The 25,405-nt window shown below is 47.9% G+C and carries 26 protein-coding genes (1 of these 26 only partly in view); 19 read left to right on the forward strand and 7 right to left on the reverse strand.

The features are described 5' to 3' along the window. Positions 1-72 precede the first annotated feature (72 nt). Positions 73-1,449: a tRNA uridine-5-carboxymethylaminomethyl(34) synthesis GTPase MnmE gene (gene mnmE / locus NX722_RS22675; RefSeq protein ID WP_262565143.1), complete on the forward strand. Its 1,377-nt coding sequence runs from the start codon at positions 73-75 to the stop codon at positions 1,447-1,449. Between the two features lie 18 nt (positions 1,450-1,467). Here mnmE and NX722_RS22680 read toward each other — a convergent pair whose 3' ends face one another. Next, positions 1,468-2,106 carry a MarC family protein gene (locus NX722_RS22680; RefSeq protein ID WP_262565144.1) on the reverse strand — a complete coding sequence of 213 codons (639 nt, stop codon included), beginning with the start codon at positions 2,104-2,106 and terminating at the stop codon, positions 1,468-1,470. Between the two features lie 41 nt (positions 2,107-2,147). Continuing rightward, entirely contained in the window at positions 2,148-2,594 is a 447-nt protein-coding gene (locus NX722_RS22685) for an ATP-binding cassette domain-containing protein (RefSeq protein WP_262565145.1), read from the reverse strand. A gap of 661 nt (positions 2,595-3,255) precedes the next feature. Between NX722_RS22685 and NX722_RS22690 the strand changes: the two genes are divergently transcribed. The 3 genes from NX722_RS22690 to NX722_RS22700 all read left to right on the forward strand — a co-directional run bounded on the left by NX722_RS22690 (position 3,256) and on the right by NX722_RS22700 (position 7,047). Continuing rightward, on the forward strand, positions 3,256-3,777 hold the full coding sequence (locus NX722_RS22690) for a hypothetical protein (RefSeq protein WP_262565146.1): 522 nt from the start codon (positions 3,256-3,258) through the stop codon (positions 3,775-3,777). A 311-nt stretch (positions 3,778-4,088) separates the two neighbouring features. After that, positions 4,089-5,963, forward strand: coding sequence for a tRNA uridine-5-carboxymethylaminomethyl(34) synthesis enzyme MnmG (gene mnmG / locus NX722_RS22695; protein WP_262565147.1), 1,875 nt, complete (start codon positions 4,089-4,091; stop codon positions 5,961-5,963). 208 nt (positions 5,964-6,171) lie between these two features. Then, positions 6,172-7,047: a class I SAM-dependent methyltransferase gene (locus NX722_RS22700; protein ID WP_262565148.1), complete on the forward strand. Its 876-nt coding sequence runs from the start codon at positions 6,172-6,174 to the stop codon at positions 7,045-7,047. On the opposite strand, the gene NX722_RS22705 is transcribed toward NX722_RS22700, so the two are convergent. From NX722_RS22705 to NX722_RS22715, 3 genes are all read right to left on the reverse strand, one after another. Next, positions 7,044-8,183, reverse strand: a complete 1,140-nt coding sequence (locus NX722_RS22705; protein ID WP_262565149.1) for a lipase family protein — start codon at positions 8,181-8,183, stop codon at positions 7,044-7,046. The genes NX722_RS22700 and NX722_RS22705 overlap by 4 nt on opposite strands. After that, on the reverse strand, positions 8,180-8,641 hold the full coding sequence (locus tag NX722_RS22710; protein WP_262565150.1) for a type III secretion system chaperone: 462 nt from the start codon (positions 8,639-8,641) through the stop codon (positions 8,180-8,182). Before NX722_RS22710 ends, NX722_RS22705 begins: the two co-directional genes overlap by 4 nt. 104 nt (positions 8,642-8,745) lie before the next feature. After that, complete coding sequence (locus NX722_RS22715) at positions 8,746-9,327, reverse strand: porin family protein (RefSeq protein ID WP_262565151.1); 582 nt, start codon at positions 9,325-9,327, stop codon at positions 8,746-8,748. A 207-nt stretch (positions 9,328-9,534) separates the two neighbouring features. Between NX722_RS22715 and rsmG the strand changes: the two genes are divergently transcribed. Genes rsmG through NX722_RS22730 form a run of 3 tightly spaced genes read left to right on the forward strand, consistent with a single transcriptional unit; the run spans position 9,535 to position 11,939 of the window. Beyond that, complete coding sequence (gene rsmG / locus NX722_RS22720) at positions 9,535-10,173, forward strand: 16S rRNA (guanine(527)-N(7))-methyltransferase RsmG (protein ID WP_262565152.1); 639 nt, start codon at positions 9,535-9,537, stop codon at positions 10,171-10,173. Positions 10,174-10,197: 24 nt separating this feature from the next. Then, positions 10,198-10,995 (forward strand): ParA family protein, encoded by a 798-nt coding sequence (locus tag NX722_RS22725; protein ID WP_262565153.1) that lies wholly within the window; start codon positions 10,198-10,200, stop codon positions 10,993-10,995. Continuing rightward, positions 10,995-11,939: a ParB/RepB/Spo0J family partition protein gene (locus tag NX722_RS22730; RefSeq protein ID WP_262565154.1), complete on the forward strand. Its 945-nt coding sequence runs from the start codon at positions 10,995-10,997 to the stop codon at positions 11,937-11,939. Before NX722_RS22725 ends, NX722_RS22730 begins: the two co-directional genes overlap by 1 nt. A 47-nt stretch (positions 11,940-11,986) precedes the next feature. Here the strand turns inward: NX722_RS22730 and NX722_RS22735 are convergent, their stop codons facing one another. Further along, on the reverse strand, positions 11,987-12,463 hold the full coding sequence (locus NX722_RS22735; RefSeq protein WP_262565155.1) for a hypothetical protein: 477 nt from the start codon (positions 12,461-12,463) through the stop codon (positions 11,987-11,989). A gap of 427 nt (positions 12,464-12,890) precedes the next feature. Here NX722_RS22735 and NX722_RS22740 point away from each other — a divergent pair, with 427 nt between their 5' ends. From NX722_RS22740 to NX722_RS22795, 12 genes are all read left to right on the forward strand, one after another. After that, a complete protein-coding gene (locus NX722_RS22740; RefSeq protein WP_262565156.1) occupies positions 12,891-13,241 on the forward strand; it encodes a YggL family protein in 351 nt (116 codons plus the stop codon). Between the two features lie 132 nt (positions 13,242-13,373). Beyond that, positions 13,374-15,359 carry a bifunctional 2',3'-cyclic-nucleotide 2'-phosphodiesterase/3'-nucleotidase gene (locus NX722_RS22745; protein WP_262565157.1) on the forward strand — a complete coding sequence of 662 codons (1,986 nt, stop codon included), beginning with the start codon at positions 13,374-13,376 and terminating at the stop codon, positions 15,357-15,359. 622 nt (positions 15,360-15,981) lie between these two features. Then, positions 15,982-16,911 carry a LysR substrate-binding domain-containing protein gene (locus NX722_RS22750; protein WP_262565158.1) on the forward strand — a complete coding sequence of 310 codons (930 nt, stop codon included), beginning with the start codon at positions 15,982-15,984 and terminating at the stop codon, positions 16,909-16,911. Between the two features lie 435 nt (positions 16,912-17,346). Beyond that, complete coding sequence (locus NX722_RS22755; protein ID WP_262565159.1) at positions 17,347-17,763, forward strand: F0F1 ATP synthase subunit I; 417 nt, start codon at positions 17,347-17,349, stop codon at positions 17,761-17,763. A gap of 36 nt (positions 17,764-17,799) precedes the next feature. Next, the gene (atpB, locus tag NX722_RS22760) at positions 17,800-18,666 is read left to right on the forward strand and encodes a F0F1 ATP synthase subunit A (RefSeq protein WP_262565160.1); all 867 of its coding nucleotides are present in this window, start codon (positions 17,800-17,802) and stop codon (positions 18,664-18,666) included. Between the two features lie 92 nt (positions 18,667-18,758). Then, positions 18,759-19,013 carry a F0F1 ATP synthase subunit C gene (gene atpE / locus NX722_RS22765; RefSeq protein WP_262565161.1) on the forward strand — a complete coding sequence of 85 codons (255 nt, stop codon included), beginning with the start codon at positions 18,759-18,761 and terminating at the stop codon, positions 19,011-19,013. A gap of 197 nt (positions 19,014-19,210) precedes the next feature. Further along, positions 19,211-19,681 (forward strand): F0F1 ATP synthase subunit B, encoded by a 471-nt coding sequence (locus tag NX722_RS22770; RefSeq protein ID WP_262565162.1) that lies wholly within the window; start codon positions 19,211-19,213, stop codon positions 19,679-19,681. 12 nt (positions 19,682-19,693) lie between these two features. Beyond that, a complete protein-coding gene (locus tag NX722_RS22775) occupies positions 19,694-20,227 on the forward strand; it encodes a F0F1 ATP synthase subunit delta (protein WP_262565163.1) in 534 nt (177 codons plus the stop codon). Between the two features lie 98 nt (positions 20,228-20,325). Continuing rightward, positions 20,326-21,882, forward strand: coding sequence for a F0F1 ATP synthase subunit alpha (gene atpA / locus NX722_RS22780; protein ID WP_262565164.1), 1,557 nt, complete (start codon positions 20,326-20,328; stop codon positions 21,880-21,882). A 53-nt stretch (positions 21,883-21,935) separates the two neighbouring features. Further along, positions 21,936-22,796 (forward strand): F0F1 ATP synthase subunit gamma, encoded by an 861-nt coding sequence (atpG, locus tag NX722_RS22785; RefSeq protein ID WP_262565165.1) that lies wholly within the window; start codon positions 21,936-21,938, stop codon positions 22,794-22,796. 56 nt (positions 22,797-22,852) lie between these two features. Further along, positions 22,853-24,229, forward strand: coding sequence for a F0F1 ATP synthase subunit beta (gene atpD, locus NX722_RS22790; protein ID WP_262565166.1), 1,377 nt, complete (start codon positions 22,853-22,855; stop codon positions 24,227-24,229). A 69-nt stretch (positions 24,230-24,298) separates the two neighbouring features. Further along, complete coding sequence (locus tag NX722_RS22795; RefSeq protein ID WP_262565167.1) at positions 24,299-24,724, forward strand: F0F1 ATP synthase subunit epsilon; 426 nt, start codon at positions 24,299-24,301, stop codon at positions 24,722-24,724. A 73-nt stretch (positions 24,725-24,797) separates the two neighbouring features. Here NX722_RS22795 and NX722_RS28995 read toward each other — a convergent pair whose 3' ends face one another. Beyond that, positions 24,798-25,405, reverse strand: the 3' portion of a protein-coding gene (locus NX722_RS28995) for a C2H2-type zinc finger protein (protein ID WP_407648028.1). Its footprint extends 79 nt past the window's final position; only the last 608 of its 687 coding nucleotides appear in the window; its start codon lies beyond the right edge, outside the window; it ends in the stop codon at positions 24,798-24,800.

The raw sequence follows: 25,405 nt of genomic DNA on the forward strand, positions 1-25,405 counted from the left end.
TCCGGGTCGTTTTTTTTATTCGTTACAGCCGCTAAACTACGCTTCATTTTCTATCTACGACGTAACCGATACATGTCCGATCTCAGTTCTATCCATAACGACACCATTGCTGCACAGGCTACCGCACCGGGACGCGGTGGGGTGGGCATAATCAGGGTTTCCGGGCCTGATGCTCTGAAAGTGGCACGAGAGGTGCTGAAGATCGAGCCTAAGCCACGTTTTGCCCGTTATGGTCCGTTCCATGATCAGAATGATGAAGTGCTGGATCAGGGGATAGCACTGTTTTTCCCGAACCCGAACTCTTTTACCGGAGAAGACGTTCTTGAACTACAGGGGCATGGCGGGCCTGTTATTCTGGATCTTCTGTTGCGGCGGATTCTTGATCTGGGTGTCAGGCAGGCCAATCCGGGCGAGTTTTCGGAACGGGCTTTTCTAAACGACAAGATGGATCTTGCCCAGGCTGAAGCCATTGCTGACCTGATTGATTCAAGCTCTGAGCAGGCAGCCCGTTCCGCCCTGCGTTCCATGCAGGGGGCATTTTCCAGACGGGTTAACACGCTGGTTGAGTCGCTGATTCAGCTTCGGATCTATGTGGAAGCGGCGATTGACTTTCCGGAAGAGGAAATTGACTTTCTGGCCGATGGCAAAGTCAGCAATGACCTGAACCTTATCATTGGTAATCTGGCTGAAGTAGTTCGTGAGGCCGGGCAGGGGGCTATCCAGCGGGAAGGGATGACCGTTGTTATTGCCGGTCGCCCCAATGCCGGTAAATCCAGTCTGCTGAATGTCCTGGCCGGACGTGAAACGGCTATTGTTACTGACATTGCCGGAACCACTCGCGATGTATTGCGTGAACATATTCACATCGACGGCATGCCATTGCATGTTATTGATACGGCAGGCCTGCGCGAAACAGACGACAAGGTTGAACAGATTGGTGTGGAGCGTGCGTTTCAGGAAATTGAAGACGCTGATCGTGTATTACTGATGGTGGACAGCACCGGGACGGACGCCATGAATCCTCACGATATCTGGCCAGAGTTTGTTGACCGTCTGCCATCGAAAGATAAATTAACCGTTATACGTAACAAAATAGACCTGACCGGTGAACAGGCGGGCATAGAAGACGCTGACGGCGTTCCTGTCGTCAGGGTGTGTGCGATGAGGGAACATGGACTGGATGCGCTCAGAGAGCATTTAAAAGCCTGTATGGGCTATGAAGGAGCTATGGAAGGTGGTTTCTCTGCCCGTCGTCGTCATCTGGATGCCTTGCGCCGTGCCGGTGAGTTTCTGGATAACGGTCGTTTACAGCTTGAACATATGGGCGCAGGCGAGCTGTTGGCAGAAGACCTGCGACACGCTCAGAAAGCGCTAGGGGAAATTACCGGACAGCTCACCAGTGATGATTTGCTGGGTAGGATTTTCTCATCGTTCTGTATTGGAAAATAAACAATTAAGAGCGGTGCATCATAAGTTGAGATGCATCGCTCCATAGACGCCCCTAATGATCATCTGCACGCCCATAACGGCCAGTACCAGTCCCATCATACGACTAATGACCTTTATAGCACTCTCACCAATAAAACTCAGGAAGCGTTCACCGGAAACAAAGAAGAAGTAGTTGATGGCATTCAGTATTGCCATTGAAATTATGCAGAATATGGCCTCAGAAAAGCCTTTGTCACTCACATAGCTCATTGTCGAGGCAATAATACCGGGGCCTGCCAGAATGGGTATCGCCAGTGGGCAGACGGAAATACTCAACTCCGCTTCAAGGCTTTTTGCGTTGTCTTCCTGAGTGGGTGTATGCACTTCGGAGGAGTCTCCGTTCAGCATGTCCCTGCCAATCAGGAAAATTAGAATACCGCCAGCTATTCGAAAAGCGGGTATGGTTATCCCGAATGCATCAAAGATGACTCTTCCCATCAGGCAAAAGCTTGAAACAATGAAAAAAGAAATTATGTTTGAGCGTAAAGCGATGGTGCGTTTTTCGTCGGATTTCATGCCTTCAGTGAGGCTGATAAATACCGGTGCGTTGGCAGCGGGATTCATCATGGCAAAGAGGGCAATGAATACAGTGATTCCGGATGTAATGAGTTCGACCATAGTCTTAACAACAGGAGTCTTCAACAGTAGAAAGCGTAAGCCTAGCTCAATCGAGCTGACCATTTAGCTGGCAGTAACTCAGTATTATCCACAACAAACAGTTTATCGTTCAGAGCCACTTCAGTACGCAGGCTTCGTCCCATAAACTGTTGATGTCGTATAGTTGCAGGGTCAGTCGGGCTGCTGCATGAGTTGCTATATAAGTTGCTATATAAGTTGCTATATAAGTTGCTACATGAATTGTCACAAAGGCACTTTTCCACAGTCAGCATCTGCGGTCGAATAAATAATTCCACAGCCGTTCCAGGCTGTGTACAAACCTTTGTGGAAGACTCTACAACCCCGACCGGAGTAGTGATCTGATGGCTGTTAATAACTTTACCCTGTAATAAGTTACCCGCCCCCATAAACCCGGCAACAAAGCGGCAGGAAGGCTGGTTATACACATCGAAGGATCGTCCCCGTTGCAGAATTTTTCCTTCGTGCATAACGGCGACTGAATCGGCAAATACAAGCAGTTAGCAGAAGAGATTTAGCAGTTTCATTGCTGTTATTTTTTTAGTTATTCTAAATATGAATGATTTTCATTTGCGTATTGTAGATAGTTCGGCTTCATTGACCAGATAAATTTGTACGAATGTTCACTCTCTACCTGAACCTTATGGAGTCTAGCCTGTGCACTTATACCTACCCGGTCGGTGTGAGCTTTCTATCTGACTTGGCAGGTTGGTTGTGGACTGATTAGGAGGTTGATCACAAAACTATTCACAGGGTAGGAGTCATTACCAAGGATATTTATCACTTGTCTGGGCTGTTTTATATGGATAAAAAGCATTGTTTCCTACAGGAAAATAACAGGTTAATAGCAGGAATCTCACAAGAGACTGACAGGGTTATTCAATTTGTAATCCACTGCTATTAAAGGCTTTAAGTGAGTTATCCACAGAAGGTACTCACACCATTTATGTTTAACAACAAGAGCCGAATATTGACCCTCATCTACACCGCCGACCTATTGTTATAAGCTCGTAACAAACCCCATAAACTCATTATCTGCCTGAATAACTATCCTGATTGAGTAACGGTCTGATAGTGGCACTCTCATCGGAAAGCGAGCGCTTCATAACGGACGAATAAGGTGGGCAGATAATGGGAAAACTATACGACTACCAAACGGCAGATCAGGTTGTATTTGCACCAGACGGCAGTCCTGTTGAGGGAGCTTGTGCTGGAGCTGTATGTTTATGGCTGCTGCAGCGCTTTCTCGGACAACCACTGATGATTCCGCCCGACCTGGCAACAGCTACAGCGCTGCAGCAAGCCTATTTAAACACGGGGCCACTGATGCTGGAGGAGCAAAGAAATGCTTTGGTGTATATCGGCTATAAACTTCATGCCATAGGCTTGCATACAGTTGAAGAGTTCGGTACCAAAGACGTTGTTGCTTTGATTTATCTCATATTTCTCCAGCCTGGTCTCTATTACCTGTCTGTGACCGTTTCCGGAGGAGGTCTGCACGCTGTCGGGATGCAAGTCCTTGAAAGAGGCAGGTGTTACCTGTTCGACCCTGATGATGGGCTTAGCGAGCTCTCTTTTGCCGAAGTTGTTGACTATTTTATTCTTGAGTGCGATGAGGATGAGGGCATGTTTTCAGCCATTAAAGTATCCTGACTATCCAGACCCGCTACGATGACTCGCTACGATGACTCGCTACGATGAGAAGTTACGTGCGGCACTTGTATAGCTGGATAGCCATCGCGGATTTCTTCGGGCTTTACGACTGAAAGAGACAATGGCTTGTGAGTAAGCTCTTACCAGTCATCTCTTTTTGCTTTTATTGGAAGATTTATTGAAAGAGATGTACTGCTTTTCCTTTCCAACGTAAACCGTGGCCAGAGGCATGTTGTTGGAAAGTGGCTGATGTATACTTAGCCGTTTTTTCCAGTTTCCAGACAAATGAAGCAGGTGACCTGACCTTGGCAGTGGATTTTCCAACTCGGTTTGATGTGATTGTGATCGGTGGCGGCCATGCCGGTACCGAGGCAGCGCTCGCTTCAGCACGTATGGGTGTTAAAACCCTGCTGCTGACCCATAACATCGAAACTCTGGGCATGATGTCCTGTAACCCCGCGATTGGCGGCATTGGCAAAAGCCATCTGGTGAAGGAAGTGGATGCCCTGGGTGGCGCCATGGCGCTGGCAACTGATCTGGGTGGTATCCAGTTCAGAGTTCTGAATGCCCGCAAGGGGCCGGCGGTACGGGCAACCCGCGCTCAGGCGGATCGCGCCCTTTACCGGCAGGCCATTCGTACCATTCTGGAGAATCAGGAAAACCTGTGGATATTTCAGCAGCAGGCTGACGACCTGGTAATGAATCAGGATAAGGTGGCGGGCGTTGTGACCAACATGGGGGTGCGCTTCCTGGCCGATAATGTGGTTCTGACGGCTGGTACTTTCCTTGGGGGACGTATCCATATTGGTCTGGAAAACCAGAGCGGTGGCCGTGCGGGAGATCCTCCGTCCATCGCCCTTGCGGATCGCCTGCGCGAGCTGAACCTGCGGGTTGAACGTCTGAAAACAGGCACTCCGGCTCGTATTGATGCCCGCAGTGTGGACTTTTCAGTGATGCAGGAACAGCCGGGTGATACGCCAACGCCGGTTATGTCTTATATGGGCTCTGTGGAGCAACATCCGCAGCAGGTGTCCTGTTTTATTACCCATACCAATGAACGTACTCACGACCTGATTCGTGGAGGCCTGGACCGGTCGCCCATGTTTACCGGCGTGATCGAAGGTGTGGGGCCTCGCTACTGCCCCTCCATTGAGGACAAGATCACCCGCTTTGCTGACAAGAATTCCCATCAGGTATTTCTTGAGCCGGAAGGGTTATCCACACATGAACTGTATCCAAACGGGATATCCACAAGTTTGCCATTCGATGTTCAGATAGATTTTATCCGTTCCATCCGTGGTCTGGAGAATGCGCATATTACCCGTCCGGGTTACGCCATCGAATACGATTACTTTGATCCCCGTGACCTGAAGTACTCTCTTGAAACCAAAGCCATTGACGGCTTGTTCTTTGCGGGTCAGATCAATGGTACGACGGGCTATGAAGAGGCGGCAGCACAGGGCTTGCTGGCGGGTATGAACGCTGCTTTGCGCGCCAGAGACCAGGAGAGCTGGTGTCCTCGTCGTGATGAAGCTTACATTGGCGTACTGGTTGACGACCTGATTACCAACGGTACCAGCGAACCGTACCGTATGTTTACCAGCCGGGCGGAATACCGTTTGATTCTACGTGAAGATAACGCCGACCTGCGTCTGACAGAAAAAGGTCGTGAGCTGGGTCTTGTGGATCACCGTCGCTGGGCTTCTTTTGTGGATAAAAAAGAGCGCATGGAGAAGGAAAGTGAGCGTCTGCGCACCACTTATATACAACCGCAGAGCGAAGCTTCAGCAAAGATTGAAGGCAAGCTGTCTAACCCTCTGACCCGGGAATACAGCCTGCAGGAGCTGCTGCGCCGCCCTGAACTGACCTATGATGATGTCGCCGATCTGTCGGGTGAGTCAGAAAGTAATCCACAGGTAAGAGAACAGGTTGAGATTGCTACGAAGTACGAAGGCTATATCAATCGCCAGACCGAAGAGATTGAACGTCTGCGTCGTTATGAGAATACTGCGATCCCTGCTGGTCTCGATTACGATGGCATTGAAGGACTTTCCAATGAAATTAAGCAGAAGCTGAAAGAGAATCAGCCAGAAACCCTTGGTCGGGCTTCCCGAATTCAGGGTATGACACCAGCGGCTGTATCACTGCTTCTTATTCATCTGAAAAAACGTTCGATCGCTGCCTGAAAAGCAGGTTGAGAGATAAACGGGTAACTAATGAAAGGTCGTGAAAATAGCTTAAACCCTTGTTAGCATTGGCTTTCAAGGGTTTTTTATTGTTAAAAATAAAAGTTAATTACCCATTTTAATTAAACTAGAATAGTGTTTTTATGTACTAAAGCTAATTTCAAGAATTTTTCTTTTCTATTTATCTGGTATTTAACGGGTAATAAATATGATTGAGCAAATTGAACAAGAGGTTGAAAAACACTACGGCGACCGCTCCGTTGATCTTGAAGAAAAAATTATTCAGGCACTACGGAAAGAGGGTAAAGATATCAACAATCTGGTGTGGACTGATCTGAACGGACTGGATGAATTTCATTTGCGTAAGCGGGAAGCCACAGTGGAAATGGCTTCGCTTCTGAATTTACAGCCTGAGACCAGGGTTCTTGATGCAGGTTCAGGTCTGGGTGGTCCATCAAGGTATCTGGCGTCAGAATACGGTTGTCATATCAATGGCATTGATTTGTCAGGGGTGTTTTGTGATGTTGCCAGATCGTTTGCCAGACGCTTCGGCTTTGAGGACCGGCTCAGTTATCAACAGGGTAGCGTTCTTGACCTTCCTTTTGCAGACGACAGTTTTGATGTGACCTGGACCCAGCACGTATCAATGAACATTGAAAATAAAGCAGGTTTCTTTACTGAGCTGGCGCGGGTACTGAAGCCGGATGGGATGCTGGCCTGTTACGACATTATTGCCGGTTCTGGTGAACCCATCGACTTTCCTGTTCCCTGGGCGAAGACACAAAACATCAGTTTCCTTGCCAGTGCCGAAGAACAGAAGCAAGCGATCACTCACTCCGGGCTGGATATTCTATCGTGGGATGACAAAAGTCAGGAAGCATTAGTGTGGCTGGAAACCGCTCAGGAAAAATTCAGGGCTGGACTCATAGCTGGAGAGCCGCGCCCACTGGGCAGTAAGCTTTTTCTGGGGGAAATGTTCAGTGAAGTGATGTCAAATCAGGTGAGAAACTTTCAGTCGGGTCGCACAAGGGTGGTTCAGATTATTGGCAGAAAAACAGTCAAGCCTGACCTGGTAATTAATTAACCGGATTTTGCAAAGTAATGAATATGACGGGTGAACTTGTCATGGCGATCCAGGCTATTCGAAGCTTCATTGTCTGCAGGGAGAGTAGTCACTTTACCGATATGTTCGATCTTGCCGCCTGCTTTCCTGATTAACAAGTTGTCACTCATGTTCGGTACTGCATCGCCTTCTATATAGTAATGCTGAACATGCGCAGCGGCATTGGCTTTTCTTTCCTCGGGGATAGACTCTCGCATCTCCCTGCCAAGCTCAGCACTGGAAAAACAAATGGCGTGTACGGGCTCTTTCTGGCTCAGGGCGGCATAGGCTGCTTCACCTCCACCTTTGGAATGACCGGATACCGAAAACGCATAGTCCTTATATTTCGGGTCAGCAGCCATCAGGCTCTGTACCTTTTGAGTCAATTCGCTGGCCTGTTTGTAGCTGTCAGGTGCTTTGCCAAGCAGGGCGTTTTTGGCATTGGCGATCCATTGCCTGAGAGTGAACCCGCGGTTTGACAGGGAGCGTTTAACCAGTCCTCCGGTGGCTTTGCCTGATGTGGTTCCACCAAATACAAGCCTTACTTCTGGTTTGGGATCGGATGTCGGGTTGTGGAGAATATAGGCTGTTAATCCTGATTTTTTATCATAAATGAAGCCTTCCGAACCTTTTGTGGAAAGCCCGGCTGCGTTCCCTGCTGCCAGAGCAAGAGGGCGGGCTATATCCCATTGTCCAAAGTTGAGGTGTTTTCCCACTTCCGGGTCAACCTTCGTATGATTTTCCGGGAGTTGCGTAGCCTGACTGATTTTGTCCAGAGATCGATGGTAGGGAAATGCAGCAATTTCGGCATCAATGGCTAATTGAATTTTTTGTCCGATATCGTTTGGAGGTGGAGCTTCTACGGCATAAGGTTTTGGTATTTCTGAAACAAGCTTCACAGTCGATTCCTGTGGCTGGTGATGCAGAGACTGGAAAGAACCTGTTATCTTTCCTGGTTGCCCGGTTGTTCCTGGTTTGAGCTGTTGCAGCCGCTCTCTCAGAGCGGGGCTTGATACACGGGCAGATGAGGTTTTTTCGTCTTTCGACAGGGGCGAATGATTGTCTGGTTTAAATCCTGAGGATTGTGCTGTTGAAGAGCTGGTTCCGTTGAGATTCACACCTGCACCCCTGAGATCGGTGTTGAAGAAAGACCGGCAAGCTCCTGCTCTTCATTTGCCAGCTCCTGTTTCAGGCTTTCAGTAAGCTGGATGTAATTAAAGAGCAGGTTTTCAAAAATGTCTGTTGTCAGGTTGCCAATTGGCGAGCTGGTCATCAGGTGAATGCCGTAGCCTTCATCATCTATGGAAAACCATGTTCCACGCAGCCTGTCAGGGTTGCTATTAAGGGTCAGTAGTTGCAGAGCCCTGCCATGACGAATGTCCGGATCAGAAGGCAGCCGGGAAAGCTGGGTGTGAATTATCAGGAGATCACTGCCTTCAGGCAGTTCGATAACAGCAGCTGTTTCATCGTTTTCATTGAGCAGCGTGCAGGCGTTGCCATTGATGGGGAAGTTGTGACCACTGATGTCACTCAGGTGCTGAATCAGTTGTTCGAATTGTTGTTGCGGGTCAGTCATCAGATTTAGCTCCTGTGAACCTGAATGTTCACATCGGCTTCTGATACTGATGTTTTAGTCAGTATGGAGTCAACACTGTCGCGTGTTGACTCCGGGTGATGCTATCAGAAACGGTAAGCAACAGACAGGTAAGCTTCAGCAGCGTTCTTGTGCTTCAGTTTAAAACTGTCTTTCTTAACTTCGTTACCGTAAGCGCGGTATCTCAGGCCCAGCTCAGCGTCAACAGGGCCAACCTGGTACATTACGCCAGTCTGAGCGCCGAATACAGCAGAGGTTTTGTTTCCAGCTTTCTCAACTTTCATCTTATTGGCACCCAGGGAAGCACCAACGAAAGGACGGAATGCAGAACCTTCCATGAAAACGTAATCAACAGACGCCATCAGGGTCTGCTCTTTGACCTTGCCGTCCGCCAGTTTTTTAGCATTTTCGTCTTTGAACTTAAAGCTCTTGTTCTGGCTGTATGTACCGTAAACTCGTACGTTGTCGTTCAGGTATTTACCAACGCGGATGCCGAAGCTGTTGTTTTTTACCTTTTTGTCGGTTTCTTTCGTGGATGGGCTATTAAATTCAAAAGAACTTTTGGCTTTACCAGCTTCAATACCTGCGAACCAGTCACCAGCTTGAGCAGCAGTAGCACCAGACATCAGTGCAGCAGACATCAGCGCAGTAGAAATAATCTTTTTCATGAGCGAGGGAACTCCATTAGCTTGTTAGTTGATTGGCAGGTCAGGTTTATAAACTATCAACCAGTAAGCCCTCTATTCAGGTACTGTATTGAAATCATTACGGACTTTGCGTTCGATACTTATCGTGTGGTGGTCTTAGTTAGTGGTTCGACGCTCCGGACAGGTTACAATAAGCAACTAATTGATTTTTTTTCTGGTTAGTTTGAAATGTCCCTACGTGAAAGTATCTGCCGAGGCGCAAATACATTGTCTGTGTCGTTAACTGAAGAGCAGGCTGATTTGCTGACCCGGTATGTTGAGTTGCTGGCCAAATGGAACAAGGCTTACAACCTGACCGCCGTACGCGATATTAATGAGATGGTGTCCCGCCATATTCTCGACAGTCTGAGTATTGCACCGTACATGACCGGCGATTTCCTGATGGACGTGGGTTCCGGCCCTGGTTTGCCGGGTATGATCATGGCGATTATGTACCCTGAAAAGCAATTCACCCTGCTTGACAGTAATGGCAAGAAAACCCGATTCATGACTCAGGCAAAAATGGAACTGGGTTTAAATAATGTTCGGGTTGAAAACACCCGCTGTGAATCCTTTCAGGCTGAACAACCTTTTGATGTTATTATGTCACGAGCCTTCAGCTCTTTACTGGATATGGTGGAAGGAACGCACCATCTGCTGAGCCCGGAAGGTACCTTTCTGGCAATGAAAGGCCTGTATCCGGAAGAAGAGTTACAGGAGCTGTACGCTGTACGGCCTGATATTAAAGAGACCGGAAGTCATATTTTGTCGGTTCCGGGTTGTGAGGCACAGCGTCATCTCGTTATGCTGAAACAGATTAAGAACTAACAGAACGAACGGTAACATAAGGCAGTGGGAAAAATACTCGCGGTAACCAATCAGAAAGGTGGCGTTGGCAAAACAACGTCCTGCGTGAACTTATCCGCTTCTCTGGTCGCCAGTAAGCGCAGGGTATTGCTGATCGATCTGGATCCCCAGGGCAATGCCACCATGGGAAGCGGTGTGAATAAGCATGACCTGGAACTGTCTTCCTACCATGTTCTGACCGGACGAGGCGTCATTGATGATGTCATTGTGCATAGTGAAGGCGCTGGTTACGATATACTTCCCACTAATTCTGACCTGACTGCTGCCGAAGTAGAACTGATGAACCTTAAGGGTAAGGAAACCCGCCTGCGGGATGCCCTGAAGAGGATTCAGGATCGCTACGACTTCATCATGATTGATTGTCCACCGTCGTTAAATATGCTGACACTGAATGCCCTGGTGGCTGCAGAAGGTGTGATCATTCCGATGCAGTGCGAGTATTATGCACTGGAAGGGTTAACAGCTCTGATGGAAACCATTACCGGTGTCCGTCAGACACTTAATCCCCGGCTGCATATTGAAGGTCTGTTGCGAACCATGTACGACCCCCGTATCAGTTTGACTAACGAGGTGTCCCGCCAGCTGATCAGCCATTTTGGTGATCAGGTTTATCGCACAGTGATTCCAAGGAATGTGCGGCTGGCAGAAGCGCCCAGTCATGGCAAGCCGGTACTGGCTTATGACAAGAACTCCCGTGGTGCCATTGCTTATCTTGCTTTGGCTGGAGAAATGATCCGCAGGCACGACATTAAGTTCAAGACTCAAAGGGAAGCTGTGAGCTAATGGCTAAAAAACGTCTCGGCACCAATTTAAATGCACTGCTTGGCGGTGCCAATTTATCGGCTTCTGTATCTGGCGATCTCGCGATGCCTGAAGCCTCTGTGAATAACCTTGTTGAAGGTTCTTCTGGTAGCTCTTTAGATAAGTCTTTAGATAAGTCTTTAGATAAAGAGCTGAGAGAGCTTCCGGTAGAGTTTGTCGTTCGGGGTAAATACCAGCCTCGTCGTGATATGCACCCGGATGCTCTCGAAGAGCTGGCAGAAAGTATCAAGGCTCAGGGAATCATGCAGCCGATAGTGGTTCGTCCACTGGCTGAAAACCGTTATGAAATCATTGCCGGTGAACGGCGCTGGCGGGCTGCCCAGATTGCTGGTCTGGGGGAAGTGCCGGTTCTGATCCGTGACGTACCTGACGATGCTGCCATCGCCATGGCGCTGATCGAAAATATCCAGCGTGAAGACCTGAATCCTATTGAAGAAGCCATCGCCCTGTCCCGTTTACAGAAAGAGTTTGAACTCACGCAACAGGAAGTGGCTGAAGCGGTGGGTAAATCCCGTACTGCGGTAACCAACACTTTGCGGTTGATGTCCCTCGGTGATGAGGTAAAAAAACTGCTGGAGTATGGCGATCTGGAAATGGGGCATGCCCGGGCTTTGCTGCCTCTGCCAGAAATGGAACAGCTGGAAGCGGCTCGTTCCGTGGTGGCAAAAGGTTTGTCAGTACGCCAGACCGAAGCGCTGGCACGCCGTATCCAGCAGGAAAAAGAGCAGGGCAAAAAAGGCAAAGAGGAGAAGGTTGATCCGGATATCAAGCGCCTTGAGGATGACCTGACTGACCGCATTGGTGCCAAAGTAGCCATTCAGTACAATGCAAAAGGCAAGGGCAAGCTGGTTATTTCCTATAACAGCCTTGATGAGCTGGATGGGGTGTTAGCTCATATTCAATAACTGAGTCACTTCGTTGTTTTGCAAGGATAGCCGTTGCAAAACAACGGCTATTTGACTTTTTCCAGGGCAAAAAAAGCAGCTTTAATATCGTTAACCTCTTGCTCAGACAGGTCGGTTCTGAAAGGGTTGGTTTCGTCCATTACTTGATCTTTGTATTGTTTGGCCTCCACAGGGAAAAGTTTATCAAATAGAAGCTGGTGAACTGGTCCGGTAAAGGAGATGCAACTTTTTGCCTTATCACTTAAATAATTTCTCATAAATTCATCTTTGGCATCTTTTCCATCCTGCACAAAGAGGACAGCACTCAAACCTCTGTATATTTTGCCACCAGGTCGTAAATTACGCTTTATATTGTACTTTTCGTCTACCGTCAGGAAGCTAATAAAATCCATTAAAACGGACTCGGCTTTGTCTGCATAATCATCAGCAGCCATCATTCCGTGTTTTTCCAGCTTCATGGTTTTTTCTATCTGGCTATGAAGTTTGACAAGACTTTGAACCGCTTTTTCAGGCTTGTCTGACATCCAGTTTTGTAACATTTCACTGAATATTTTTCTGGATTGCTTTTTACTGCGTGCCAGCCGCCAGTTAACCCATACTGATGGCTTTGCTTTTTTTGTTTGCCGGGATGTTATAGGTTTTGAGTGGGTGAGGGAGGCATCTGGCTCAATGGCATTGGGGATTTTAGCTTCGACCTGCTCATTGGTTTTAACTTTGAATCCGAATTTTTGAGCAATTATTTTCTTTATACTGGCAAGACTTATATGCTGCCTGAAATATGCCCTGGTTCTGGCCATTGAAACTTTCATGATCATCCCTGCGCGGTTATTAGCCCGTTAACAAGAAGGTTAGCCTATAACTTTGCGATTCAGATAACGGCTTTGCCAAGGTGGACTATCTGTCGTATCTTCTAGTGCATAATTTTGATGAGTATCTTTAAGGTTGTAACTGATGATCAAGGTCGATGCTAAAAAGCGCAGCAGGCGGCTGCGTAAAAAACTGTACGCCGATGAATTTAAAGTCCTGGGTTTTGAGGTGGACTTAACGTTTGCCGATTCCACCACTGAGGAAGCCATGGATGTTTTTTTTGAGGATTTTCTGACAAATGTGATCGATGCCAACCAGTTGGTCTTTGGTGGCGGTGGCACTAAAGAAGGTTTTTCTGGCTTTGTGGTACCTGCTAAACGCTATGCTTCTTCCTCTGAAGATCATCGAAAACTGCTGGATAGCTGGTTTGAGCAGCAGGATATGGTGACAAATTACTCTGTTGGTGGGCTGATCGACGCCAATTTTGAACTCTAGAGTTCAGGTTTTGACCTCTTAAAATCCTGACAAACCCCTGAGTTGATGCCATTGAACCAGAGGTTTGTCGGGCGGTTCTGGTATCACCTGAACTCTCTGCTGTTGGTTTTCAGTCACTTAAGCGGGTTCCCTATGTTGTTCCACCGGACTGTGTTTGCATCGGTACTGTCAGGCTGGCTTGCCAGCGGTATTCTCTATATAGCGAGTTATACAGCAACTTATGCAGCAACCCTTGAGCTGAGAGTCATGGAGACCACTGACATTCATGCCAATGTCATGGACTTTGATTACTACAAAGGACTGACGTCTGAAGAAATAGGTTTAGCCAGAGTTGCAACACTGATCCGCCAGGCTCGGAAAGAGGTGGAAAACAGCGTTCTGGTCGACAATGGTGATTTGATTCAGGGCTCGCCCATGGGCGATTACATAGCAGACAAAGGACTTAATAAAGGGGATATCCATCCTGTTTATAAAGCCATGAATCTGCTGGATTACGATGCAGGTAATATTGGTAATCATGAATTCAATTATGGGCTGAATTACCTGAAGCTGGCGGTAGCGGGAGCCAATTTTCCTTATGTCTGCGCCAATGTGCTGTCGGCAAAAAACAAGCGGTATCTGTTCAACCCTTATGTCATACAAGACAAGATGTTCGTCGATACAAAAGGACAAAAACAGGCGGTGCGGGTTGGTTTTATAGGGTTTGTGCCGCCACAGATTATCCAGTGGGACAGAAAGCACCTTGAAGGCAGGGTGATTGCAAAAGATATTGTGCAATCTGCCAGAAATCTGGTGCCTGAGATGAAAGAAGAGGGAGCGGACGTCATCATTGCCATCCCTCATTCAGGTATCAGTACCGACCCCTATAAGACCATGGCTGAAAACTCGGTGTATTACCTGTCACAGGTCGATGGCATTGATGCCATTATGTTTGGTCATTCCCACGGTGTGTTCCCGGGGTCTGACTATAAAGGAATCAAAGGTATTGATATCGATGACGGCACAATCAACGGTGTCGCAGCGGTTATGCCCGGACGATGGGGAGACCATCTGGGTATTGTCGATTTAACACTGAGCAACAGCAGTGGAGAGTGGGAGGTGATTTCAGGTCGATCAGAAGCCCGGCCAGTTTACGATCGACACCACAATAAGGCTCTGGTTGAAGCCGATCCCGAAATTATCAAAGCCGTGAAAATTGAGCATAAAGCCACCAAAAACTTTGTTAACCAGCCTATAGGCAAAGCAACTGACGTTATGTACAGCTATCTGGCTCTGGTACAGGACGACCCTACTATTCAGATTGTGAACGATGCCCAGGTTAATTACGTCAGGGAGTTTGTGGAGGGTGATCCGGATCTGGATGGAATTCCTGTTATTTCTGCAGCGGCTCCCTTCAAGGTCGGTGGACGAAAGAATGATCCGAATGGTTTTACCGAAGTGGAAGCCGGTACCCTGACGTTCAGTAACGCTGCCGATCTTTATCTCTATCCGAATACTCTGGTCGCTCTGAAAATAAATGGCAAAGAGCTGAAAGAGTGGCTGGAAATGTCTGCCGGACAGTTTAACCAGATTGACCCGAACAGTACTAAACGTCAGCACCTGATTAACTGGGACGGCTTCAGAACGTACAATTTTGATGTAGTGGATGGCGTACAGTACATGATCGATGTAACACAACCGGCAAAATACGACGGTGATGGTCAGTTGATAAATCCTGAATCAGAAAGAATTACAGAGCTGATGTTTAAGGGCAAACCCGTCAGGGAAGATCAGGCGTTTATCATTGCCACCAATAACTACAGAGGTTACGGTGGCGGCAACTTTGCCGGTACTGGTGAAAAAAATATCGCTTTTGCGTCGCCGGATGAAAACAGACAAGTGTTGTCCAATTACATTGCTAAAGAAACGTTGGTAACAGGTTTTGTCAAACCAACCGCTGACAATAACTGGAAGCTGGCTCCTATCCAGACCAGTGCCGATCTGGATATTGTTGTTGAGACGGCACCAGGAAAAAAGGCGGCTGATTTTATCAAAAAGCACGCAGTGTATGACATGAAAGAGGTTGGCAGGGATGATGCCGAGTTTGCTTTATACAGGATAGACCTGGGACAGCATTAATGTGGAGGATGGGGCTGTGCAGGTTCTGCCTGGAAAATAATTTCGCAAAAAAAAGCCGCAATTTATTGCGGCTAAGTCTTCTGCGGTAACGTCAGTGTTCGAAAGCAATAAAGCTGTCGGGGTTTACATCCTGTTCGTTCATTCAGGTTATAAAGCGCGATAGCCTTTTGCTGATTATTGTTACTGTCTCGTTTACCTGTCAGAATGCTGGCACATCCGGGGAGGGTACGATGCCTGGCAAGGATTTACTTTAAATGTTTATCAGCTTCGCGGAAAAACAGAGACATATGATTCCAGCATGTCGCATTTCGCTTACGTCTTTTTAAATGAACAATCTGCTCAAACACTGGAGTCTGTTTTTTTAATTCCACCCAGGATTTAATTGAAGTATTCTTCATGCCTTTTCCTTACTACTAACAAAGACAAAAAGGAAAGCTGCCTTTGCAATTTATGGGCGCAGTATATGAGCTGACTGCAGACCTGAAAAATCAATAAAAGATCAGGGAGATATAAGTGATTCTTATCCCTATTGTTAGTATCAGAAATAGGCGCTATGTTTCATCTCCGGACTTTGGGCGGCGGTTGGTTGCCTGCTTTAGTAAGTCCTGGTGCAGTGCCAGAAGTGACCAGAAAACAGAAAGGCTGGGTTGACGGTATGCATATCACTTTACGGCAGCTGGAAATTTTTAAGGCCGTTGCGCAGTGTGGAAGGGTAACGGCTGCAGCCGAGTTGCTGTTTATTTCCCAACCTGCGGCCAGTATGGCGCTGTCTGAGCTTGAGAAACACCTTGGGTCGCTGTTTGATCGACACCAGGGGGCGTCCATGACTTTAAACGATGCTGGTCGTGCGTTGCTGCCCATGGCCTGTGAGCTGGTTGATCGGGCAAAAGAGATAGAGCAGCAGTTTATTGATGGCAGTTGCTATGAGCAGGGTGTTCTTAAAATCAGTGCCAGCTCTACGGTTGGCAACAATCTGATGCCCAAAATCCTTGGTGACTTTTCCAGAGAGTTTCCCAGAATCCGCACCGAACTGACGATTGATAACTCGCGCAGCATCGTCAATAGCCTGGTGACTATGGATATTGACATGGCGGTTGTTGAAGGCATCTGTCTGCATCCGGATATCGATGTTCACACCTGGCGGGAGGATGAACTGGTTATTATTGCGCACCCGGACCATCCTCTGGCGAACAAAGATAATGTTGAGCTTAAGGCCCTGAAAGACGAGAGCTGGATTCTGAGAGAATCGGGTTCTGGTACGCGGGAGCTGTTTGATGAAGTCATTGCTTCACAGCTGGTGACCCCCAGAATACTGATGAGCCTGAATCGCTCAGAGGCCATCAAACAGGCCGTTTCGGACGGTTTGGGTATTGCGTGCATTTCCAGGCTGGCGGTCTGGCGTGCAGTTAATGGTGGTCTGCTGTCGATCATTAACGTCAGGGACCTTACCCTTAAACGGTATTTTTATCTTCTGCTTAATCGTAATAAGTACCGCAGCGGTGCTGTTCAAAAAATAACCGACTTTATTCTTTCTAAAAGAGAGGGTGAGTAGCAAATACTACTCACCCTTGAAGCTGGTTGATTTCTCTATAGGGTCATCTGGATGAAGCAGGCCAAAAAAACAGGCCTGACTTTAACAGGTGAAGGAACTTGAATAGGTATCTGGCATGTATGTCTAAAGACCTGTAGGGGTAGTGTTTGTTTTTTAGTCTGTTTTCTGGTGATTAATAAATAGTCGTGCTGGATATTGTTTGCACTGTTTTATGAGTAGATGAAGCTTTGTCTTGAAGGATAATAGTTAATTACTGTTAATCTATTGGTTGAACGTAGGTACTTCTACACATTATACTTCTCGCCGCTGGGGGAGAGAAAAACAGCTAAAAAGTCAGTGCGATGAGACCAAAAAATAGACAACAATGTTACGTCAGGCGAACAACTGAGCTCCCTTATCAACTTACGCATAACAGTCCAGCAGGTAGTGAACTCTATGTCTGAAGTCAGGGCGTGGAAATACAACAACTTAAGCCGCTACCCACATTTGCGCCGTCCTGCGGTTCATCGGGTTGTGCTTGCCCAGTTGTTGACTACATTGTGCTTGTCCCTGTTTTTGTTACCGATGGGAATTGTCCATGCCACTTCCGCTTTCCTGGGCGGGCTGGCGTGTGCCATTCCTAATGCCTATCTGGTCTGGAAGGCATTTCGTTACAGGGGTGCAAACGCTGCACAAAAAATTGCCAGATCTTTTTACCAGGGAGAAGCAGGTAAGTTTGCATTAACCATGCTGGCTTTTGTCCTGATTTTTACTCTGGTGAAACCGGTTGAACCGCTGTCGCTCTTTGGCGCATTTGTACTGGTTCAGGCGGTAAACTGGTTTACACCTTTGCTGATCGGGTTTCGTCAGTAAAGAACGATTAGCTTTTGATGGTTAACGGGGAACTCCATGGCAGCAACTGCTTCTGAATATATTCAGCACCATTTGCAGAATCTGACCTTTGGTCAGCTACCAGAAGGACTGGAACGTGCTGATGGTACTATTACGGCTGAACCTGTCTGGACTATTGCTCAAAGTGCCTACGAAGCCAAAGCGATGGGTTTCTGGGCGCTTAACCTTGACAGCCTGTTCTGGTCGGTTTTACTTGGCATTGTATTTCTGTCTCTGTTTATGAAGGTTGCGCGAAACGCAGAGAAAGGTGTGCCTTCAGGATTTCAGAATGCCATAGAAAGTGTTGTCGAGTTCGTTGATAACAGTGTTAAAGATTCTTTCCACGGTAAAAGTGACCTGATTGCTCCTTTAGCACTGACCATATTCGTCTGGGTTCTGTTTATGAATCTTATGGATTTGATTCCGGTAGACTGGTTGCCCGGCGTTGCCACCCTCACTGGCCTTCCCTATATGAAAGTGGTGCCTTCTACTGACCTGAATATAACCCTGGGCATGTCACTTTCCGTTTTCGGGCTGGTTATTTTTTATTCCATAAAGGTAAAAGGTGCAGGCGGTTTCCTTAAAGAGTTGACACTTAATCCGTTCCGTAGCTCCAACAAGTTGGTTCAGGCTGTCCTGATTCCCATCAACTTACTGCTGGAGTCGGTAACACTGATCGCTAAGCCGGTTTCTCTGGGACTACGGTTGTTTGGCAACCTTTATGCCGGGGAGCTGATCTTTATCCTGATTGCAATGCTTGGCTATTTCCAGCTGCCATTGCATTTTGGTTGGGCAGTATTCCATATTCTGGTTGTCACTCTACAGGCATTTATCTTTATGACCTTAACTATTGTTTACTTGACTATGGCGAATGAAAAGCACTGAACTTTCTCATTAGCAGATACCAGGTTGTATTTAATAACGTGGCCTCAACGGGGCGAATTTAGTAAAAAAAACGACGACAGTCGGGAGGGTGTATGGACTTAGTAGTAGGTCTGACGGTAATTAGCGTAGCATTCATGCTGGGTATTGCAGCATTAGCCACGGGAATAGGCTTCGGCCTTTTAGGGGGGAAATTTTTGGAGGGGGTAGCGCGTCAACCGGAAATAGCACCTATGTTGCAAACCAAGATGTTTATTCTTGCAGGTTTGCTGGACGCAGTACCTATGATTGCTGTGGGTATTGCACTGTTCTTCACGTTCGCTAATCCGTTTGTGGCTCTCGTTCAATAATCAGCGATACCTGGTATCTGGCTGTTACAGTAGGCTGATTCAAAGATCCGGTTGGAAGGTTAAAGCAGTACAGCCGGCTTACTGGGAGCCAACAGCTTGAGCGGCAACCCCGGTGGAACGCTGTCTCAGGCTGACAAGAAAAAACAGTGCGGGTTGATTTGAATATCTTTTGAAACAACTGGAGCACAGGAGTTTGCATGAATATAAATGCGACCCTTATAGGTCAGTCGATAGCGTTTGCTGTGTTTGTGTGGTTCTGCATGAAGTATGTATGGCCCCCTATTATGCAGAACCTGAACGCCCGGAAAAAACAAATTGCAGATGGTCTGACTGCTGCCGCCCGTGGCAAAGAGGAGCTGGAAGTTGCACAACTGAAAGCCACTGAACAGCTGCAGGGGGCGCGTGAGCAGGCTCAGGAAATCATCGATCTTGCCAACAAGCGTGCAGGACAGATTGTTGATGAAGCCAAAGAGCATGCCAAAGAGGAAGCTGAAAGAGTGAAAGCTGCTGCCCAGGCTGATATTGAACAGGAACTCAACCGTGCTCGTGAAGCATTGCGTGCTCAGGTCGCTGTTCTTGCCGTTACCGGAGCCGAACGGATTCTTGGTAAAAACCTGGATGAGTCTGCCAACAGCCGTCTGGTTGATGACCTGGTGGCGGAATTATAAAGAGGGTTAACCATGGAATTGACCACATGTGCCCGTCCTTACGCTAAGGCCGCATTTAAGCTGGCCAAGGAACTTGGCCAGCTGGATGAGTGGTCCCGGATGCTGACACTGTGTGTCAGCGTATCCAGGCATGAGGCTGTTGACCGGATGTTGAACGACCCGTCCACAAACGGTGACATGAAGGCAGAGGCTTTTATCCAGTTGTGTGAGGGCAGCCTTACGGTTGAAGTCGAAAACTACATCAGGGTTCTTACCAATAAAAAACGCATTTCACTGCTGCCGCATATTGATGTGCTGTTTGAGCAGATGAAATCACAAGATCAGAGTTATCAGGATGTAGTCGTAACTTCAGCGTTCCCTCTGACGGAATCTCAGGAAGAGAAGATCGCTAAAAAAGTTGAACAGCGTCTTGGGCGAAGTGTCCGGATGCACACAAAAATAGACAGCGACCTGGTGGGTGGGGTGATCGTAAAAGCTGGCGATCTCGTGATCGATGGCAGTGTTCGTACCCGCTTGACCGAGTTGGCTGATGCAATGATTTCATAGTTATTTTTTAGCTATTTCAATGGCTACTCAGTCTTTGGTTAACAGCCTGGAGCTGAAAAATAGCTGGTTTTAATAGCTACAAATTTGGCAGGTAAGCTATGCAACTGAATCCTTCCGAGGTCAGTGACATCATCAAAAGCCGCATTGCGCAACTTGATGTGTCCAGTGAAGCGCAAAACGAAGGTACCATTGTCAGTGTGACCGACGGTATCGTTCGTATCCATGGTCTGGCCGACGTTATGTACGGGGAGATGATCAAATTCTCCGGTGGCGTATACGGCATGGCTCTCAACCTGGAACAGGACTCCGTAGGGGCTGTTGTTTTAGGCGACTACGGTCATCTGGCTGAAGGTCAGAGTGTTCAGTGTACAGGTCGAATTCTCGAAGTTCCGGTGGGCAAAGAGCTGCTCGGTCGTGTGGTGGATGCATTGGGTAATCCGGTTGATGGCAAAGGGCCTCTGCAAGCCTCTGATTCTTCGTCACTAACAACAGCACCCATTGAAAAGGTCGCACCGGGGGTTATTGCCCGTCAGTCGGTGGATGAACCGGTGCAGACCGGATACAAGTCCGTTGACTCAATGGTACCCATTGGGCGTGGTCAGCGTGAGCTGGTCATTGGTGACCGCCAAACCGGTAAAACCGCTCTGGCTGTCGATGCCATCATCAACCAGAAAGGTACTGGCATCAAGTGTGTCTACGTGGCCATCGGCCAGAAGCAATCCACCATTGCCAACGTTGTACGAAAGCTTGAAGAACACGGTGCAATGGAACACACCATCGTTGTGGCTGCTGGTGCTGCAGATCCGGCTGCTATGCAGTTTCTTGCTCCTTTTGGTGGTTGTTCAATGGGCGAGTACTTCCGTGACCGTGGTGAAGATGCCCTGATTGTTTATGATGATTTAACTAAGCAGGCCTGGGCATATCGGCAGATCTCTCTCCTGCTGCGTCGCCCTCCCGGTCGAGAAGCTTATCCTGGTGACGTTTTTTATCTCCACTCCCGCCTGTTGGAACGTGCTGCCCGTGTCAATGCAGACTACGTAGAAAAAATTACTGACGGTGAAGTTAAAGGCCAGACCGGCTCATTAACGGCTCTGCCCATCATTGAAACTCAGGCAGGTGACGTATCTGCCTTTGTACCCACCAACGTAATTTCTATTACCGATGGTCAGATTTTCCTTGAAACGGATCTATTCAACGCGGGTATTCGTCCGGCGATGAATGCTGGCGTATCGGTATCCCGGGTAGGTGGTGCTGCTCAAACAAAAATCATTAAAAAGCTTGGTGGCGGTATTCGTCTGGCACTGGCTCAGTATCGTGAGCTTCAGGCATTTGCCCAGTTTGCATCAGACCTTGATGAAGCCACACGTAAACAGCTTGAGCACGGTCAGCGCGTGACCGAACTGATGAAACAGAAGCAGTATGAGCCTCTGTCAGTCGCCGAAATGGGTCTTGTTATTTATGCGGCAGAACATGGCTACCTGGAAGATGTTGCGCTGAACAAGATCGGTGATTTTGAAGCGGCTCTGCTCAGTTTTGCCAAAGCTGAATACAGTGAGTTGATCGCCAGGGTGAATGAAACCGGCGACTACAACGACGACATTCAGGCAGGTATCAAGGAAGCCATTGAAAAGTTCAAGGCCACCCAGACCTGGTAAACATCGGTGTATCAAAGCCAGCTTCCGGTAACGGTGGCTGGTGAGGACTGAAAATGGCAGGCGCAAAAGAGATTAGGACGCAAATATCGTCCATCAAAAGTACGCAGAAGATCACCAGCGCCATGGAAATGGTGGCAGCGAGCAAAATGCGTAAAGCCCAGGATAGACGGGAAACCAGTCGTCCCTATGCAGAACGCATCCGTCAGGTTGTCGGACATGTTGCTCATGCTAATGCCGAATACAATCACACTTATATGTTTGAGCGGGAAGTGAAGCGAGTTGGCTTCATTATCGTTTCAACAGACCGTGGTTTGTGTGGTGGTCTTAACATCAACCTGTTCAAGAAAGCCGTTTCTGAAATGAGTGGCTGGAAGGATAAAGGCGTTGAGATTGACCTTTGCCTGATTGGCAGTAAGGCTGTTTCATTCTTCCGTAACTACGGTGGCAATGTTATCGCGGCTATCACTCATATTGGCGACTCACCCAGCATTGGCGACCTGATCGGTGGTCTGAAAGTGATGCTCGACAGCTACGATGAGGGGGCGATTGATCGCCTGTTCGTAGTGCATAATGAGTTTGTGAATACTATGGCGCAAACACCAACGTCATTGCAGTTGTTGCCTCTGGTAGCAGACGGTGATGATTCACTGAATAAACCCTGGGATTACATCTATGAACCCGATGCTAAAAAGCTGCTGGATGGGTTATTAGTGCGTTATATCGAATCCCAGGTATTTCAGGCTGTGGTAGAAAATAATGCCTGTGAACAGGCGGCACGAATGGTTGCCATGAAGAGTGCGACTGATAACGCCGGAAACCTGATTGACGATTTGCAACTGGTTTACAACAAGGCTCGTCAGGCAGCAATCACGCAGGAATTGTCAGAAATCGTAAGCGGCGCCGCAGCCGTTTAAAGCGCTGCAGCTTTGTAGTGCACGGCTGTAAAAAAGAAAAAGGTAGAGGGTAGGTTATGAGTAGCGGTCGTATCGTACAAATAATCGGCGCCGTCATTGACGTCGAATTTCCAAGGGAAAGCGTTCCCAAAGTGTATGATGCTTTAACAGTAGACGACAAAAGTCTTGTTCTGGAAGTGCAGCAACAGCTGGGCGACGGTATTGTGCGTTCCATTGCTATGGGCTCCACTGAAGGGGTCTCCCGTGGGCTGGCGGTCAATAATACCGGCGCACCGATTCAGGTGCCAGTTGGTAAAGAAACCCTGGGACGCATTATGGATGTTCTGGGTGATCCTATCGATGAGAAAGGTCCCATCGGTGAACAGGAGCGAGCTTCTATTCACCGCAAAGCCCCCAGTTATGCTGACCAGTCTGCATCTAATGAACTGCTGGAAACGGGCATCAAGGTTATCGATCTGGTTTGCCCGTTTGCCAAGGGCGGTAAGGTGGGTCTGTTCGGTGGTGCTGGTGTTGGTAAAACCGTCAACATGATGGAGCTGATCCGGAACATCGCGATTGAACACTCTGGCTTCTCAGTGTTTGCCGGTGTGGGTGAGCGGACTCGTGAAGGTAATGACTTCTATCATGAAATGACCGACTCCAACGTTATTGATAAAGTATCGCTGGTGTACGGCCAGATGAATGAACCGCCCGGTAACCGTCTTCGTGTTGCATTGACTGGCTTGACCATGGCGGAAAAGTTCCGTGATGAAGGGCGTGATGTACTGCTGTTTATCGACAACATCTATCGTTACACCCTGGCGGGTACTGAAGTGTCAGCATTGCTGGGTCGTATGCCATCGGCTGTAGGCTATCAGCCCACTCTGGCTGAAGAGATGGGTGTTCTGCAGGAACGGATTACTTCTACAAAAACCGGTTCCATTACCTCCATTCAGGCTGTGTATGTCCCTGCGGATGACCTGACTGACCCTTCGCCGGCCACTACTTTCTCGCACCTTGATGCAACCGTTGTACTGAGCCGTGATATCGCCTCTAAAGGTATTTATCCGGCGATTGACCCACTGGATTCCACTTCCCGTCAGTTAGACCCTCTGGTGATTGGTCAGGAACATTACGAAGTAGCCCGTGGTGTACAAACCGTTCTACAACGCTACAAGGAACTGAAAGACATCATCGCGATTCTGGGTATGGATGAACTGTCTGAAGAAGACAAACTGACCGTTTCCAGGGCTCGTAAGATCGAACGTTTCCTGTCTCAGCCATTCTTCGTAGCAGAAGTATTTACCGGATCTCCTGGTAAATATGTATCGCTGAAAGATACCATCAGAGCCTTCAAGGGTATTCTGGATGGTGAATACGATAACCTGCCAGAACAAGCGTTCTACATGGTAGGTTCTATTGAAGAAGCGGTTGAAAAAGCCAAGTCCATCTAAAGCCCGGATTTATCTTTCTTCCTCTATATATAGAAGAAGGAAGATAGATACTAAGAGAGGTAACAAAATATGGCGAACACAGTTCACTGTGACATCGTTAGTGCCGAGGAGGAGATTTTCTCCGGGCAGGTTGAAATGGTTGTTGCCACGGGCTCTCTCGGGGATTTGGGGATAACTCCCGGCCATACTCCACTGTTAACAGAGTTAAGCCCAGGCCCGATACGCCTTATTGCAGAAGGTGGAGAGGAAGAAGTGTTTTATATTTCCGGTGGATTTCTGGAAGTACAGCCTTCTCAGGTAAAGGTTCTGGCTGACACGGCTCTGCGTGCAGACGATATGGATGAAGCGGCAGCAGCAGAAGCCAAGAAGCTGGCTGAACAAGAATTGACCAATCAGAGTGGCGAGTTCGATTACTCCCGTGCAGCAACTCAGCTGGCTGAAGCCGCAGCACAGTTGCGGACACTGCAGGCCATCCGCAAGAAGCTGGGTAAATAGCCTACTAATTCTCCTTCAAAGAGATAGCTTATTCATAATCAATGAAAGCCCTGAATTTCCGGGGCTTTTTCCCTTATTGCGATGAAGAATTACTGGGGTCAGTCTCTGTCCGGGGCTCAGTAGTTACAATAACTTTTCCATCACGTTGTGTGACAATGACTGTCTCTGTTAACGCAGTTGTATTAGTAACCACTCGAACTGGTGGGCTTTCATTATTAAGTGGCCTGATATAGCTTACGCTGGTTTCTGTGGAGGAGCCTGGGTCAGAGTTAAGGGAGTGTGTTGTTGCGACTATTCCGGCGGGCTCTTGAATGGATACGGTTATATCAGGCGTATCCGGGGCTGAGTGACGCTGTCTCATGTGCTTTTTGAGCCCATCTTTTCGTGAATAAACAGATCCACAGACTGAGCAACGAAACTTTTCTCCTGTATGGATTCGCTTGTGTCTACTGAGATGCGATGTCGCTTTAAATGTGTCTCCACAGACATTACATTTATATGGCCTTACACCTGTATGAATTCGCATGTGGTTGGTTAAGCCAGCCGATGTGGTAAAACTTTTTTCACAGAGATCACATTTATATGCCTTTACGTCTGTATGGGTTCGCATGTGTGTGGTTAAATTATACGACTCGGCAAAAGCTTTTCCACAGACATCACAGATACATAACTTTTCGCCTG

Source organism: Endozoicomonas gorgoniicola, assembly GCF_025562715.2.
Classification (GTDB): Bacteria; Pseudomonadota; Gammaproteobacteria; order Pseudomonadales; family Endozoicomonadaceae; genus Endozoicomonas_A; species Endozoicomonas_A gorgoniicola.